14 protein-coding genes are annotated in these 15,220 nt (G+C 63.3%); 7 read left to right on the top strand and 7 right to left on the bottom strand.

Going from position 1 to position 15,220, the window contains the following annotated elements; genetic code table 11:
* The first annotated feature begins 1 nt into the window (after window position 1).
* The gene (purN, locus tag PSV26_RS06230) at window positions 2–610 is read left to right on the top strand and encodes a phosphoribosylglycinamide formyltransferase (protein ID WP_300568876.1); all 609 of its coding nucleotides are present in this window, start codon (window positions 2–4) and stop codon (window positions 608–610) included.
* Between the two features lie 146 nt (window positions 611–756).
* A complete protein-coding gene (locus PSV26_RS06225) occupies window positions 757–1,311 on the top strand; it encodes a fasciclin domain-containing protein (protein WP_300568873.1) in 555 nt (184 codons plus the stop codon).
* A gap of 81 nt (window positions 1,312–1,392) precedes the next feature.
* Here the strand turns inward: PSV26_RS06225 and mdeB are convergent, their stop codons facing one another.
* Window positions 1,393–4,068: an alpha-ketoglutarate dehydrogenase gene (gene mdeB, locus PSV26_RS06220; RefSeq protein ID WP_300568870.1), complete on the bottom strand. Its 2,676-nt coding sequence runs from the start codon at window positions 4,066–4,068 to the stop codon at window positions 1,393–1,395.
* 102 nt (window positions 4,069–4,170) lie between these two features.
* Between mdeB and PSV26_RS06215 the strand changes: the two genes are divergently transcribed.
* On the top strand, window positions 4,171–4,638 hold the full coding sequence (locus PSV26_RS06215) for an Lrp/AsnC family transcriptional regulator (RefSeq protein WP_300511616.1): 468 nt from the start codon (window positions 4,171–4,173) through the stop codon (window positions 4,636–4,638).
* On the opposite strand, the gene PSV26_RS06210 is transcribed toward PSV26_RS06215, so the two are convergent.
* Window positions 4,605–6,485: a 7TM diverse intracellular signaling domain-containing protein gene (locus tag PSV26_RS06210; protein WP_300511614.1), complete on the bottom strand. Its 1,881-nt coding sequence runs from the start codon at window positions 6,483–6,485 to the stop codon at window positions 4,605–4,607. The two genes, PSV26_RS06215 and PSV26_RS06210, sit on opposite strands and share 34 nt — an antisense overlap.
* A gap of 271 nt (window positions 6,486–6,756) precedes the next feature.
* Between PSV26_RS06210 and PSV26_RS06205 the strand changes: the two genes are divergently transcribed.
* Entirely contained in the window at window positions 6,757–7,686 is a 930-nt protein-coding gene (locus tag PSV26_RS06205; RefSeq protein WP_300568868.1) for a DUF3616 domain-containing protein, read from the top strand.
* An 89-nt stretch (window positions 7,687–7,775) separates the two neighbouring features.
* Here PSV26_RS06205 and PSV26_RS06200 read toward each other — a convergent pair whose 3' ends face one another.
* Both PSV26_RS06200 and PSV26_RS06195 read right to left on the bottom strand, forming a co-directional pair.
* The gene (locus tag PSV26_RS06200; protein ID WP_300511612.1) at window positions 7,776–9,401 is read right to left on the bottom strand and encodes a peptide chain release factor 3; all 1,626 of its coding nucleotides are present in this window, start codon (window positions 9,399–9,401) and stop codon (window positions 7,776–7,778) included.
* Window positions 9,402–9,436: 35 nt separating this feature from the next.
* A complete protein-coding gene (locus tag PSV26_RS06195) occupies window positions 9,437–9,673 on the bottom strand; it encodes a DUF1653 domain-containing protein (protein WP_300568866.1) in 237 nt (78 codons plus the stop codon).
* 54 nt (window positions 9,674–9,727) lie between these two features.
* Here PSV26_RS06195 and PSV26_RS06190 point away from each other — a divergent pair, with 54 nt between their 5' ends.
* Window positions 9,728–10,981, top strand: a complete 1,254-nt coding sequence (locus tag PSV26_RS06190; protein WP_300568865.1) for an RsmB/NOP family class I SAM-dependent RNA methyltransferase — start codon at window positions 9,728–9,730, stop codon at window positions 10,979–10,981.
* Between the two features lie 196 nt (window positions 10,982–11,177).
* Window positions 11,178–12,377 (top strand): acyl-CoA desaturase, encoded by a 1,200-nt coding sequence (locus PSV26_RS06185; protein ID WP_300511609.1) that lies wholly within the window; start codon window positions 11,178–11,180, stop codon window positions 12,375–12,377.
* A 297-nt stretch (window positions 12,378–12,674) separates the two neighbouring features.
* Here the strand turns inward: PSV26_RS06185 and rpmG are convergent, their stop codons facing one another.
* The 3 genes from rpmG to trxB form a co-directional block, all read right to left on the bottom strand.
* Window positions 12,675–12,842, bottom strand: coding sequence for a 50S ribosomal protein L33 (gene rpmG / locus PSV26_RS06180; RefSeq protein ID WP_007863188.1), 168 nt, complete (start codon window positions 12,840–12,842; stop codon window positions 12,675–12,677).
* Between the two features lie 11 nt (window positions 12,843–12,853).
* Window positions 12,854–13,087, bottom strand: coding sequence for a 50S ribosomal protein L28 (rpmB, locus tag PSV26_RS06175; RefSeq protein ID WP_096666509.1), 234 nt, complete (start codon window positions 13,085–13,087; stop codon window positions 12,854–12,856).
* Window positions 13,088–13,340: 253 nt separating this feature from the next.
* The gene (trxB, locus tag PSV26_RS06170; protein ID WP_300511608.1) at window positions 13,341–14,282 is read right to left on the bottom strand and encodes a thioredoxin-disulfide reductase; all 942 of its coding nucleotides are present in this window, start codon (window positions 14,280–14,282) and stop codon (window positions 13,341–13,343) included.
* A gap of 203 nt (window positions 14,283–14,485) precedes the next feature.
* Here trxB and PSV26_RS06165 point away from each other — a divergent pair, with 203 nt between their 5' ends.
* Window positions 14,486–15,163: a Crp/Fnr family transcriptional regulator gene (locus PSV26_RS06165; RefSeq protein WP_300511607.1), complete on the top strand. Its 678-nt coding sequence runs from the start codon at window positions 14,486–14,488 to the stop codon at window positions 15,161–15,163.
* The last annotated feature ends 57 nt before the right edge of the window (window positions 15,164–15,220 follow it).

Genomic DNA, 15,220 nt, shown 5'->3' with positions numbered 1-15,220 from the left:
CATGCCAAACCTGATGCCGCGCCAGCCCAAAAACATCGTGATCCTGATTTCGGGCAGTGGCTCGAACATGGCGGCCATCGTCCGGGCCGCGCAGGCGCAGCACTGGCAGCAGCAGTTCGGTGCCCGGGTTGCTGCGGTGATCAGCAACCGGCCCGACGCGGCCGGGCTGCAGCTTGCGCAGTCGCTGGGCGTGGCCACGCAGGTCCTGCGCCACCAGGCGTTTGAATCGCGCGAGGCCTTTGATGCCGCGCTGATGGCGCTGATCGATGCCCACCAGCCAGCCCTGGTGGTGCTGGCCGGGTTCATGCGCATCCTCACGCCGGACTTTGTGCGGCATTACGCGGGGCGGCTGGTCAACATTCACCCCTCGCTGCTGCCGGCCTTTACGGGCCTGAACACGCACCAGCGCGCCATCGATGCGGGTTACCGCGAGGCCGGCTGCACGGTGCACCAGGTGACGGCCGAGCTGGACCACGGCCCCATCCTGGCGCAGGCAGTCGTGCCGGTGCTGCCGGACGACACCGCAGACACGCTGGCCGCGCGTGTGCTGGTGCAGGAGCACCGGCTGTACCCCCAGGCGGTGCGCGACTGGTTGCAGGCGCAGCCCTGAACGGCGCCGGATCGGCGCCAGATACAAACGGATACCCGTGATTCGAGCGCGGTTGAATCTGCAGCCGTGCTGGCCCCGTATTCAGAACGGCCGTTGATGTCCCATCCTGGATGTCGGCTCCTTGTTCAACTTCAAAGGGTATTCACATGCAAACTAAACACAAACTGGCGTCCATCGGTCTGGCGGTCGTCATGTCCATGGCGGCAGCCACTTCCTTCGCCCAGGTGATGGTCGGTGGCGCGCCCATGCTGGCGTCCAAGGACATCATCGACAACGCCGTCAACTCCAAGGACCACACCACCCTGGTCGCCGCCGTCAAGGCCGCCGGCCTGGTCGAGACCCTGAAAGGCCCCGGCCCGTTCACCGTGTTTGCACCGACCAACGCCGCCTTTGCCGCGTTGCCTGCCGGCACCGTGGACACGCTGCTCAAGCCCGAGAACAAGGCCACGCTGAGCGGCATCCTGACTTACCACGTGGTGGCCGGCAAGATGGACGCCGCCGCACTGACCAGGGCGATTACCGAGGGCAAGGGCTCGGCATCGCTGAAAACCGTGGCGGGCGGCACGCTGACGGCCAAGGCCATGGGCGGCAAGGTCATGGTGACGGATGAAAAAGGCGGCTCGGCCACCGTGACCATCGCCGACGTGTACCAGTCCAATGGCGTGATCCACGTGGTCGACAAGGTGCTGCTGCCGAAGTAAGGTCACAGCAAGCGGGCCCTGACAGCCCGGCGACCACCCCCAGCCCGCGCACGGTTCTCCCCGTTCGTGGGCTTTGCTGTTTCAGCCGGCTTTCAACTGGTGCAGCGCCGCCTGGACAATGCTGGCCGCGTCCACACCGAAGAAACCGCGCAGCGCCGCGCGCGTGTCGCTGCGGCCGAAACCGTCGGTGCCCAGCGTCAGGTAGCTGCGGCCCGGTGGCAGGAAGGCTCGGATGCTTTCGGGCACAGCGCGCACGTAATCGGTGGCGGCAATGATGGGGCCTTCGCTATCTTTGAGTTGGCCCGCGATGAACGTCTCGGACATGGGCTGGCCCTGAAGCGCGCGCTGCTGGCAGGCCGCGCCGTCACGCGCGAGTTCGCTCCAGCTGGTCACGCTGTACACCGTGACGGCAATTCCGCGTTCGGTCAGCTGCTGCGCCGCCTTGATGACCTCGGTCAAAATCGCGCCGGAGCCCATCAGCGTCACGTCTTCAAGCTTTTTCGGGCTCTGGCCCTTGCCGGGTGTGCGCAAATAGCTACCAAATTTATAGCAACCGCGAACGATGCCGGCTTCCGAGCCGGGCCGCAGATCGGGCTGGGCATAGTTCTCGTTCATCAGCGTGACGTAGTAGAAAACGTCCTGCTGCTCCACCATCATCTCGCGGATGCCGCGGTCGATGATGACGGCCAGCTCGCAGGCGAAGGCCGGGTCGAAAGCCTTGCAGTTGGGAATGGTCGCGGCCACCAGGTGGCTGGAGCCGTCCTGGTGCTGCAGGCCCTCGCCGCCCAGGGTGGTGCGGCCCGAGGTGGCACCCAGCAAAAAACCGCGCGCGCGCTGGTCGGCCGCGGCCCAGATCTGGTCGCCCACGCGCTGGAAGCCGAACATCGAGTAGTAAATGTAGAAGGGCAACATCGCCAGGCCGTGCACGCTGTAGCTGGTGGCGGCCGCGGTCCAGCTGGCCAGCGCGCCGGCTTCGCTGATGCCTTCTTCCAGGATCTGTCCGTCGAGCGCCTCGCGGTAACTGAGCACCGAGCCGATGTCCTCCGGAGCGTACTTCTGACCCACGCTCGAATAAATCCCGACCTGCTTGAACAGGTTCGCCATGCCGAAGGTGCGCGCCTCGTCGGCGACGATGGGCACGATGCGTGGCCCCAGTGCCGCGTCTTTCAGCAGGCCGCCCAGCATGCGCACAAAGGCCATGGTGGTGCTCATTTCCTTGCCGTCGGCGGCGAGGGCAAAGTTCGCATACACGGGCAGGGCGGGGACGGTGACCGGGTCGGCGCCGGTTTCGCGTTTGGGCAGGTAGCCGCCCAGCGCGGTACGCCTGGCGTGCAGGTACTGCATTTCCGGGCTGTCCGCGGCGGGCTTGTAAAACGCCAGTTGCCTGGCCTGTTCGTCGCTGAGCGGCAGGTTGAAGCGGTTGCGGAATTCGAGCAGGTCGCTTTCGTCAAATTTTTTCTGCGAGTGCGTGGTCATCTTTCCCTGGCCGGCGCTGCCCATGCCGTAGCCCTTTTTGGTGTGTGCCAGGATCACCGTGGGTTGGCCGGTGTGGTTGGCAGCGGCGGCATAGGCGGCGTGGATTTTCACCAGGTCGTGGCCGCCGCGCTTGAGCCGGTCGATCTGCTCGTCGGTCATGCCCTGCGCCAGCCGCGCAAGCTCTTCGTTCTGGCCGAAAAAGTTGTCGCGGTTGAAGCGGCCGTCTTTCGCGGCAAAGGTCTGCATCTGGCCGTCCACCGTGTGCGCAAAGGCCTGGGTCAGCGCCCCCGTCAGGTCGCGCGCAAACAGGCCGTCCCAGTCGCTGCCCCAGACCAGCTTGATGACGTTCCAGCCGGACCCTAGAAACAGTTTCTCGAGCTCGTCGATGATGCGGCCGTTGCCGCGCACCGGGCCGTCCAGGCGCTGCAGGTTGCAGTTCACGACCCAGACCAGGTTGTCCAGGCCTTCGCGCGCGGCCAGCGTCAGCGCGCTCATGGACTCGGGTTCGTCCATCTCGCCGTCACCGAACACGCCCCACACTTTTCGGCCTGTGCAGTCCAGCAGGCGGCGGTGCGTGAGGTAATGCATGAAACGCGCGTGGTAAATCGAGCTGATCGGACCGATCCCCATGGAGCCGGTCGGAAACTGCCAGAAGTCCGGCATCAGGTAAGGGTGCGGGTAGCTCGAGAGCCCCTGCGCGTCCTGACCGGGCGCGGACAGCTCCTGCCGGTAAAAACCCAGGTCCTTCTCGTCGAGACGGCCCTCGAGGTAGGCGCGGGCATAGACGCCGGGCGCGCTGTGCGGCTGGAAAAACACCAGGTCTCCCCTGTGCTGGCCTTCGCCGAGTCCTTCACGCGCATGGAAGAAGTGGTTGAAGCCGGTTTCGAACAGGTCGGCCGCGCTCGCATAACTGGCAATGTGGCCGCCCAGCTCGGCCGAGCCGCCGGACTCGGCCTGGTTGGCACGTACCACCATGGCCAGGGCGTTCCAGCGCATCAGCGAGGCCAGCCGTTCTTCCATCGCCAGGTCACCCGGAAAAACCGGCTGCTCGTTGACACCCACGGTGTTGACGTAGGGCGTGGCGAGTTCCGGCTTCCAGCCCATGCGTTGCTCGCGTGCCAGCCGCGCCAGTTCATCGAGCAGGTAACGCGCACGCTCCGGCCCTTGCGTTGCTGCCAGTGCCATGAAGGCTTCGCGCCATTCGGCGGTTTCCTGGGGATCGGTGTCGGGTGTGGGCAGGGCGGCTTGCTGCAGGGCGTGGAGGGAGACGGGTGCATTCATGCCTCCAATATAGGCCGATGGAACCCCTATGAGCTGTCAAAATACGTCACTAAAATCGCTTATGACGGCATAAAATGCTTCAAATTGGAGGTTTTAGAGGCCATGAAGCTCGATGCACTGGATTTACGGATACTGGACGAACTGCAGCGCGACGGTTCGCTGTCCAACGTCGAGCTGGCCAGGCGCGTGCATTTGAGCCCGTCCCCCTGCCTGGCCCGGGTCAAGGCGCTGGAGGCGGCCCGGGTGATCGACCGTTATGTGGCGATCGCCAATGCCGCCGCACTGGGGCTGGGTCTGAGTGTGTTTATTTCCATCAGCCTGCGCTCGCAAAACAAGGATTCGCTGGCAGAGTTCGAACGGCGTATTGCCGAGCACGACGAGGTGATGGAGTGTTACCTGATGACGGGTGACAGCGACTACCTGATCCGCGTCGCCGTGGCCGACATCGCAGCGCTCGAGAAATTCATCCTCGAGCAGCTCACGCCGATACCGGGCATTGAAAAAATACGCTCGAGTTTTGCGCTCAAACAAGTGCGCTACAAGACCGCGTTGCCGCTGCCTGCGCCCTGACGGGGGTGTTCCTGGGGTCCGGCTTGTTCGGCCGGATCCGGCAGCGGCGACTGCGTTTCGCTCGTCAGGGCCGGGTGCGAGACTTCAATCGCATTGATTTTGGCGACCAGGTCTTCCCGCCGCGCGCCGGCCTCTGCCGGAACGCTCGCAGGTTCGCCGGCAGCATCGACAAACTGGACATAACGCCTGGGTCCTGACGTCATTCGCCGCAAGCGGGTTTTGAGGCTGTCGATGATTTGCGGCCCGGTCTGGTCGCCGGGGCTGTCATGCCAGATGGCCATGTGCAGGTTGAAGGCGTTGGGGTCGTCCAGTTTTTCGGACAGGCGTATGCAGTCGGCCTGGATCTTGGTGGCGACCTCGGTGACGGCCTCGCGGTTGACCGGGCCCTCAATCAGCATCAGAAAGAGGTTCTCGTCGTAACGAACCACCGTGTCCATGTCGCGTGCGGCCCGGCGCAGGATTTCCCCGATGCGCGACAGCGCGGTGCTGCGCTTGTGATCGTTCAGTTCGTCCGGGCTGGGGGCCTGGTCGGGCCAGCTCAGCATGATCAGGCCGCATTCCGATCGTTTGCGGCGCGCGCGCAGCAGCATTTGCGCCAGCCGGTTGTCGATGACCCGGGGCAGCATCAGTCCGCTGGCCGGGTCATAGGTGGCGAGGGCAGCCCCGCGCTGGTTGGAAAACAGTGCCGCCCGGCTGCGCCAGGCAAGCACAAAAAAGATCCAGAGCAGGCCGACCATGGCCGACAGGACGCCGGCCGCCTGTGCCGCCTCGACATTCCGCACCCATCCCGCGTTGTGGGAAAGCCGGGCCAGCGCCGCCAGCGCGATGGGTGCCGTGCCCAGCAACAGCAGCAGGTTCCACGCCTGTCCGCGCAGGGACATCCATACCAGGCTTCCCAGGATCGTCACCGTGGCCAGTGCCAGCCACAGATTGCGGAAGTCGCGCGGGATGAGGTCGCGATTGATCGCCATCAGCCCGGCCATGAGCAGGCTACCCACCGCGAGCGCTGCCAGCAGCCGGTAAATCCGCGGGTGGGCGCTCCTGGCGTAACTGGCCTGGGCGCAAAACCATGCCCCGGCGGCCATGCTCAGCGCGGCCGAGACCCAGCCCATGACCTGGTTGAGGTGTGCACTGCCTGGCCACATGCGCCAGCCGCCATAACCGATCAGCACCAGCTGCGTGAACATCAGCGTCACCACAACGGCGCAAAACCACAGGAAGACACGGTTGCGTGCCATCGCCAGGGCGGCCAGGCTCAGTGCGGCCAGCACGCTGAACATGCCCCACATCAGGCCGATCACCACTCCCACCCGGGACGCGCCGTCGACGTACTCCACGGGAGACAGCAGCATGGGCTGCCCCGTGAGGGCCCGGGCGTTTTCAAAGCGCATGTAATAGGTCTGTGCGCGATCAGTGCGGGTTTGCAGTTCAAAGCTGGGCACACGCGTGCGCAAGGACCAGTCAGCCGGCGCAATCGCTTCGCCGGCTGACTGGACCAGCCACTCGTCCCGGGGACCCCGGGAAAAAAGACTGGCCTTGACGAGCGCCTGGCCCGGCAGCCGGATGAACCAGGTCTGGAGCGACTCGGTGGCCGGGAGCGAGAAGGTGGCCCAGACGTCGTGCTTGCCGGAGGTGGGTAGCTCCGTGCTGTCGGTATAGGGCTGCAAGGGCCACGGGCCGGCGGCGGTGAAGGCGTCAGGCGAGGTGATGCTGCCCTTGGGCACGGCTACCCACTGCAGCGGTTCAGCCAGCGTGATGGTGACGCTGTCGCTGTAAAGGCGGTCAAAGTCCTGCGTGTGGCCTGTCCGCAGCACCAAGCCAAGCAGAACCAGGAAAAAAACGCGCAAGCTGGCCTTTCCGAACATTTGCATAGCTTATTGCATAAGTGTCGGTTGTCCGATAGCGGTCCGCCCGGTCATCACGATGTCACAGGAAATGACCCCCATTCGTCTTCCTCCAACAACGGATGTTTCATGTTTTGTTTCCGAATCCAAGGCCTGGCTCTCCAGCCGGTTTTATCCCTGCTGGCCGCTTCGCTGCTGGTCGCGCATGCACAGGCCGCACCTGTGCCGGTTTGTCGCTACAGTGAAGGCCTTATATATCCTCTGGAACGCGGCGATGCCCAGCCCACCCCCATCTGCGCCCCTGTTCCTGCCACTGACAGGCCTCTACGAGCCATCAGCCATCCAGCAACTCGCTGACGGACGTTTCCTGGTGGTGGAGGACGAACCGGAGCACCCATTCAGCCTGGTCACCCTGGGCGCTGACGGTACGGTCAAAAGCAGGCCCATGGGCCCCGGCTGGCTCGAGGGGAATGATGCATTCTGGAAGCTCGATGACCTGGAAGGTTTGACGGCGGACACCCAGGGCTACCTCTACGCGGTCACCTCGCACTCGCGGGACGACGCTGGTGATGAGAAGAAGTCGCGCGACAAGCTGGTGCGTTTCCGGATCGAGGGCGACCGCGTTCGTGAGCCCCTTATTGCCAGCGGGCTCAAGCCGGCCCTGGTCGCAGCGCACCCGGTGCTGGCAGCCGCGGCGCGGATTGAAGACGTCAAGTCAGACGGCGGCCTCAATATCGAGGCGCTGGAGATCACGCCCGACAGCCAGCGGCTGCTGGTCGGGTTTCGCAGCCCCCTGCTGGACGGCGCAGCCATCATCGCCAGCATAGCCAACCCGTCGGCCATTTTTGAGGCCGGTGAACTTCCGCGCCTGTCGGGCGGTTTGCTGACGCTGGACCTCGGCGGGCAGGGCATTCGCGGCATGGCCTGGATCGCGGCGCTCGGCGGGTATCTCATCATCAGTGGACCCGCATCGCTCTCGGACCAGTCATTTGGACTCTGGTTCTGGGACGGTCAAGCCCCGTCGCCTGCGCACCGCGTAACGGTTCCCGGCTTGCCGAACTTTGAGCGGGCGGAAGGGTTGAGCACAGCCTTGATCGATGGTGTGTCATACATCGTCATCGTCAGCGATGACGGCAAGAGGGAGAAAGGGCGCTTAGCGCATTTTGTGCTGCTGGAGCCCGGGCAACTGCAGATTTCCCCCTGAAGCTGGAAGCCCGGGCGAGCCTGGGTGTCAATTGCTACTGAATTGATAGCTGCTTGCGCCCGCCAGCCATGGGCTGGATGCCTGAAAGACTATATTTTCGACTGGAACACCAGGCCGGCGTGTTCACGCAAGGCGTGGAACTTGATCTTGGGCCACTGCTGCTCGACGGCGCGCAAGGTGGCGCTGTGATCGACCAGCAGGGTCGGTGCATCCACGGCATCGAGCGCCACGCGGTGTGCATTGGCGTCGATGAATTTTTTCAGCTCGTTCGGGTCGTCGCAGGTGACCCAGCGCGCGAGGTTGAAGTTGCTTGGCATGATGCGCGCCTTGACGCCGTACTCGTGCTCGAGCCGGTGCGCCACCACTTCAAACTGCAGCTGGCCCACCGCGCCCAGCAGCAGCAGGGAGCCGGCAATCGGGCGGAAAACCTGGATCGCCCCTTCCTCACCGAGCTGGGTCAGGCCGGCACGCAGCTGCTTGCTGCGCAGAGGGTCGGCGACCTCGACCGCGCGGAACATTTCCGGCGCGAAGAAGGGCAGGCCGGTGAATTGCAGCGCCTCGCCTTCGGTGAGCGTGTCGCCGAGCTGCAGGATACCGTGGTTCGGAATGCCGATGATGTCGCCGGCAAAGGCGGTGTCCAGCAGTTCGCGGCGCTGGCTCATGAAACTCACCACCGTGTTGGGCCGGATTTCCTTGCCGCTGCGCACCACCTTCAGGCGCATGCCGCGTGTGAACTCGCCGCTGGCCACGCGCAAAAACGCGATGCGGTCGCGGTGCGCCGGGTCCATGTTGGCCTGGATCTTGAAGACCACGCCCGAGAATTTCTTTTCCTCCGGATGCACCACGCGCTGCAGGGCGCTGCGGTCGGCCGGCGCCGGTGCCAGGTCCACCAGCGCGTCCAGCACTTCCTGCACGCCGAAATTGTTGATGGCCGAGCCGAAAAACATCGGTGTCTGTTTGCCGGCGAGAAACGCGGCACGGTCAAACTCCGGCGAGGCGCCTTCCAGCAGCTCCAGCTCGCCCTGCGCCTGGCTGAACTCGGCGCCAAAACGGCGGGCCGCTTCGGCGTTGTCCAGGCCTGCCAGGATTTCATCATCGCCGCCGGCCTTGTCCTCGCCGGGACTGAACACACGCATGCGCTTTTCGCGCCGGTCATAGACGCCGTGGAACAACTTGCCCATGCCGACCGGCCAGGTGAAGGGCACGACCGTCATGCCGAGTTCCTGCTCGATCTCGTCCATCACGCTCATCGGGTCCTGCACTTCGCGGTCCATCTTGTTGACAAAGGTCAGGATGGGCGTGTTGCGCGCACGGCAGACCTGCAGCAGGCGCCGCGTCTGCGGCTCCACGCCGTTGGCCGCGTCGATCACCATCAGCGCGGCATCGACCGCCGTCAGCACGCGGTAGGTGTCTTCCGAGAAGTCCTGGTGACCGGGGGTGTCGAGCAGGTTGATCACGCAGTCGCGGTATTCCATCTGCATGACCGAGCTGGCCACCGAGATCCCGCGCTGCTTTTCGATTTCCATCCAGTCGGAGGTCGCGTGGCGCGCGGCCTTGCGCGCCTTGACACTGCCGGCGATCTGGATCGCGCCCGAAAACAGCAGCAGCTTTTCCGTCAGCGTGGTCTTGCCGGCGTCAGGGTGGGAGATGATGGCAAACGTGCGGCGGCGCTTGACCTGTTTTTCGATTTCGGAGAATTCGTGGGGAGAGGACATAACCCACGATTATCGTTGACGGGGGAAAGCCCGCGCTAGTCGGCCTGCCTGGCAAATCGCGGTTGCCTCACGCCGTCAATGTCCACTTCTTCATTGAACATGGCGGCTGGCCGCACCCACAGGCCATGTTCGCCATACAGCGCGCGGTACAGCGTCAGGGGTTCGAGGGTTTCACTGTGGCGTGCGGTACCCACTACCTCGTAAAGCATGCCTTTGCAATGGCGGTACAGGCCGGGCGGGGTGGTGATCAGCGGGGGGAGGTCGTCAGACATGGACATCCAGATGCAAGAAGGCGCGCTGCAGGCTCGCGGTGGGACAATAGGGGCATGCATCCTAACGCCTTACTCGACAGTTGTGCCACGCTTCTCAAGCAGGTCCTCAAATTTGAACATCCCGCCGACATGGTGGTGTCGCGCCATTTTCGTGAGCAGCGCCTCGGCCCGCGCGAACGCGCAACCGTGGCCGAGACGATTTACGGCGTCCTGCGCAAGAAAAATCTCTACACCTACCTGGCCCAGCACGGCAGCGGCCCGACCGAGCGTCGCCTGGCCATTCTGGGTTTTGCGGCCGAACGCGATTTCCTGCTGGGCGCCTTGACGGACCAGGAAAAAGACTGGCTTTCGCGCTGCGACCAGGTCAAACCGGACGACCTGATGGAGCCGCACCGTCACAACCTGCCGGCGTGGCTGGTCGAGCCGCTCAAGGCACAGCTTGGCGACGACTTCTGGCCGCTGGTGGAAAGCCTCAATGCGCCGGCCGGGCTGGACCTGCGGGTCAATACCCTCAAAGACAAGCGCGCAGACATCCAGAAGGAGCTGGCCAAGGCCGGCATCAAGGCCGTCGCAACGCCGTATTCCCCCTGGGGGCTGCGACTGGCGGGCAAACCGGCGCTCAACAAGCTGGACGCCTTCACCCGCGGCGCAATCGAGGTGCAGGACGAGGGATCGCAGTTGCTGGCCTTGCTGGTCGATGCCAAACGCGGCGAAATGGTGGTGGACTTTTGCGCCGGCGCAGGCGGCAAGACGCTTGCCCTGGGCGCCAGCATGCGCAGCACGGGCAGGCTCTACGCCTTTGATACCTCGGGCCACCGGCTCGATGCGCTCAAGCCGAGGCTGGCCCGCAGTGGCCTGTCCAATGTCCACCCGGTCGCCATTGCCCACGAGCGCGACGAGCGCATCAAGCGCCTGGCCGGCAAGATCGACCGGGTGCTGGTCGATGCGCCCTGTTCGGGCCTGGGGACCCTGCGCCGCAACCCCGACCTCAAATGGCGGCACAACCCCCAGGCCATCGAGGAGCTGACCGCCAAGCAGACCGCCATCTTGCAGAGCGCTGCAAGGCTGCTCAAGCCGGGTGGACGGCTGGTGTATGCCACCTGCAGCATCCTGCGCGAGGAAAACGAGGCGATCGCCGAGGCCTTCAGCGCTGCGAATAAAGAATTCACCGTCCTTGAAACCGGGCCTTTGCTGACCCATCTGGGAGTGGAGGCGGCTCAGACGCTTTGCCGCGGCCCGTACCTGCGGCTTTGGCCTTACCTGCATCAGACAGACGGATTTTTTGCGGCAGTGTGGCAAAAAGCTTGATGCTTTTGGATGAAAAAGATGCCAAATAGACCGAAGTTTTCGACTCTTCAGTGATTTTGTTTGTTTTTACCCGGTTTCGGTGCGGGTTCGCCAGCTTGCTGTTTGGCACTGTACGAATTAGAATGGAAAGTTGTCCGGTACAGCCTCCGGAGATGACTTTTGGTTGACTTGGCTGGTGACTGTTTAAAGGATTCTCATGGTCTTGTTTGATGCCGCCCTTGACTGGCTGGCTAATGGTTTGCTCGCCGCCAGCTGGTGGCAAATTATCCTGTACACCCTGGTGACGACCCACATCACCATTGCCAGCGTGACGATTTATCTGCACCGTCACCAGGCGCACCGCGCGATGGATCTGCACGCCATCCCTTCGCATTTTTTCCGGTTCTGGCTCTGGCTGGGCACCGGTCAGGTCACCAAGGAGTGGGTGTCCATTCACCGCAAGCACCACGCCAAATGTGAAACGGTGGAAGACCCGCACAGCCCGCAGGCCTACGGCATCAAGAAGGTGTTCTGGGAAGGCGCCGAGTTGTACCGTGCTGAAAGCAAGAACAAGGAAACCATGGTCAAGTACGGCCATGGCACGCCGAACGACTGGATCGAGCGCAACCTCTACACCCGTTACAGCTGGCAGGGTGTTGGCCTGATGATGATCATCAACCTCGCCTTGTTCGGCGCAGCCGGTCTGGCCGTCTGGGCTGTCCAGATGATCTGGATTCCCGTGACTGCCGCCGGCATCATCAATGGCATTGGCCACTACTGGGGTTACCGCAACTTCGAGGCGCCGGATGCCAGCACCAATGTGTCGCCCTGGGGCATCATCATCGGCGGCGAAGAGCTGCACAACAACCACCACACCTATCCCACCTCGGCCAAGTTCTCTGTCAAGCCCTACGAATTCGACATCGGCTGGGTGTACATCCGCGCCATGGAAAAAGTCGGCCTGGCGACGGTCAAGAAGGTTCCGCCCCGGCTTCAGCTCGGGAGCATCCAGCCTGTGGCCGACGAAAAAACCCTCGAAGCCCTGATTGCCCACCGCTATGAGGTGATGGCCGGCTTTGCGCGTGAACTGCGCCGCGCCGGCAAGGCCGAGATCGAGGCGCTCAAGGCGCGCAAGGCCGACATTTCGGTGCTGCAGGCGGCCAATCGCTGGTTGCATCGCGACGATGACAAGGTGCCTGCCGCTGTCAAGCCCCAGGTGGCACAGGCCCGTGCCGAGCACCCGGTGCTCGACAAGATGGTCACCATGCGTGAAGAGTTGCGCCAGATGTGGCTGTCGAGGTCGGCATCGCGCGAGCAGCTGGCTGCCGACCTGCAGGCCTGGTGCCGCCGCGCCGAGGAAAGCGGCATCGCCGCCTTGCAGGATTTTTCGATGAAGCTGCGCGCCGCACGCGCCTGATCCCGCTCTCAGGGGGTGGGGGCTTGCTCCCCACGCTGCAAACCGCCTCGGTGCTCCGCGCCCAGGCGGTTTTTCTTTGGATCCCGGTTCCCGCCCATCAACACGGGAGGGGCGACCGTGTCGAACTCCACCAGCCTGCCTCGTTGCGGAACAGCCTTGGGCCACCCCGCGAAGGCCTGCCGGGTGGCCCGTGGTGACGGACGAGCCAATCGGCAGGGCCATGAAAAAACCCGCCTGGACACTGGGCCTGGGCGGGTTTTTCAGGGTGCAGCACAAGTGCTGCAGGTTCAGGCTGGATTACTTCAGCTTGATTTCCTTGTATTCCACATGCTTGCGTGCCTTGGGATCAAACTTCATGATCAGCATCTTGTCAGGCGTGGTTTTCTTGTTTTTGGTGGTCGTGTAGAAGTGACCCGTGCCGGCAGTCGATTCCAGCTTGATTTTTTCGCGTGCGCCTTTTGCCATGATGATTCTCCTTAGATTTCACCGCGGGCACGAAGGTCCACCAGGACCGCATCAATGCCGAGCTTGTCGACAAGGCGCAAACCGGCGCTGGACGTGCGCAGACGCACCCAGCGGTTTTCCGTCTCGACCCAGAAACGGCGGTATTGCAGATTAGGCAAGAACCGGCGCTTGGTTTTGTTGTTCGCGTGAGAAACGTTGTTTCCCACCATCGGGCCTTTGCCCGTAACCTGACAGACGCGTGCCATGAGCACTCTCCGTATAAAAAAGAAAAAAAGGGATGCTGGCACCCGTCGGATACTCAGCCAAGCCTGCGATTATAGCCTGAAAACCATCTGCCCTCAAGTCTCAAGTTTCCTGCGGTGAAGGTGCAGAGCCTGATTGCCCGCCGCACCCTAGAAAAAATCAAGCAGGGGCCGCGGATCCGGCTTGGCCGGTCCGCAGGCGCAGCGGCCCCCTCGGGGGGGCAGCGCAGTACGCAAAGCTACAAGCGTGGGGGCTCTAGCTCTGCTCCAGAAAGCGCTGGGCGTCGAGGGCCGCCATGCAGCCGGTGCCGGCACTTGTGATGGCCTGGCGATAGACGTGGTCCTGCACGTCACCGGCGGCAAAAACGCCCGGCACGCTGGTCATGGTGGCAAAACCCTGCAAGCCGGCGCGGGTGACGATGTAGCCGTCCTTCATGTCCAGCTGGCCGGCAAAAATATCGGTGTTCGGCTGGTGGCCGATGGCGATGAAACAGCCCTGAACGGGGAGATTTTCAGTGGCACCGGTTTGCGTGTGTTTGAGCCGCACGCCATTGACGCCGGCGGCATCCCCCAGCACTTCATCGAGTGTCTGGTGCAGCTTCAGCACAATCTTGCCGGCAGCCACCTTTTCGTGAAGCTTGTCGATCAGGATGGCTTCGGCCTTGAACTTGTCGCGGCGGTGCACCAGATGGACCTTGCTCGCAATGTTGGACAGGTACAAGGCTTCTTCCACCGCGGTATTGCCGCCGCCGACCACGCAGACTTCCTGGTCGCGGTAGAAAAAACCGTCGCAGGTGGCGCAGCCCGACACGCCCCGGCCCATGAAGGCTGTCTCGGAGTCCAAGCCCAGGTATTTGGCAGACGCACCGGTGGCGATGATCAGCGCGTCGCAGGTGTAGGTGCCGCTGTCGCCGGTCAATGTGAAGGGGCGCTGGCTGAAGTCGACCTTGTTGATGTGGTCGAAGATGATCTCTGTCTTGAAGCGCTCGGCATGCTCCAGAAAACGCTGCATCAGCGCCGGGCCCTGAACACCCAGCGGATCGGCTGGCCAGTTGTCCACGTCAGTGGTGGTCATCAGCTGTCCTCCTTGCGCGATGCCGGTGATCAGCACCGGGTTGAGGTTGGCGCGCGCTGCATAAACAGCCGCCGTGTAGCCTGCGGGGCCAGACCCCAGAATGAGAACTTTAGAATGTCGCATGGTGAAAATCTGTAGGGGAAAGCATTTGAACTCAGTTAGAGTCGGGGCTGACCACAGGGTTTAAAACCCCCGGTGGGCGGAAATAGTTGGCACAACACACGCTATTGTAAGAACCCGTTTCAGAAGTCTGCATCGCGGACCCCTTGCCCGGGAGCTGGCAGGCTTCTGTATCCCTTTCACCGCGTGGTCTGGAGAAGTTTGTCATGTCTACGATGGTGTCTAATCTTGAACTGATTCGTCGGGTGCCCCTGTTCTCGATGCTGACAACCAGCCAGGCGGAATCCGTGGCCCAGGCGGTGATCAAGCGCCGCTACAAACGGGGTGAAGCCATTGTCGAGCAGGGCAAGAAGTCCAACGCACTGGCCATTATCCTGACCGGTCGGGCGCGCGTTGTGACGACCGATGCGCGCGGCCGCGAGGTGATCCTGGCCACCTTGCACCCCGGTGACTACGTCGGCGAGATGAGCCTGATCGACAACGAACCCCATTCGGCCACCGTGCGCACCGAAGTCCAGACCGACGTGCTGGTGGTGGGACGGCCGGAGTTTGCCCGTTGCCTGCCCGAAAACAGTTCCATGGCCTATGCGGTCATGAAAGGCCTGGTACAGCGCCTGCGCCAGGCCGACCGCAAGATTGAATCGCTGGCCCTGATGGACGTCTACGGCCGCGTGGCCAGGGCCTTGCTGGAGTCGGCGGTGCCGGACCGCGAGGGCAAGACCGTGATCCGCGAGAAGGTCTCGCGCCAGGACCTCGCCAAAATGGTCGGGGCTTCGCGCGAGATGGTCAGCCGCGTGATGAAAGACCTTGAAGAGCGCGGCTTTATCGAGACCCGCGCCGATGGCTCGATGTGGGTCAAGGACAGGCTCAATACCCTGGGCTGACGACAGCTTTTCTGTCACCTTTTTGCGCCGTGCAGGGCGGGTTAACTGAGGTAAGCT

Origin of the sequence: Polaromonas sp. (assembly GCF_029945685.1) — a bacterium.
GTDB lineage: Bacteria > Pseudomonadota > Gammaproteobacteria > Burkholderiales > Burkholderiaceae_C > Polaromonas.
The sequence above is the reverse complement of the archived record's forward strand: the minus strand, read 5'-3'. Positions and strand labels throughout refer to the sequence as shown.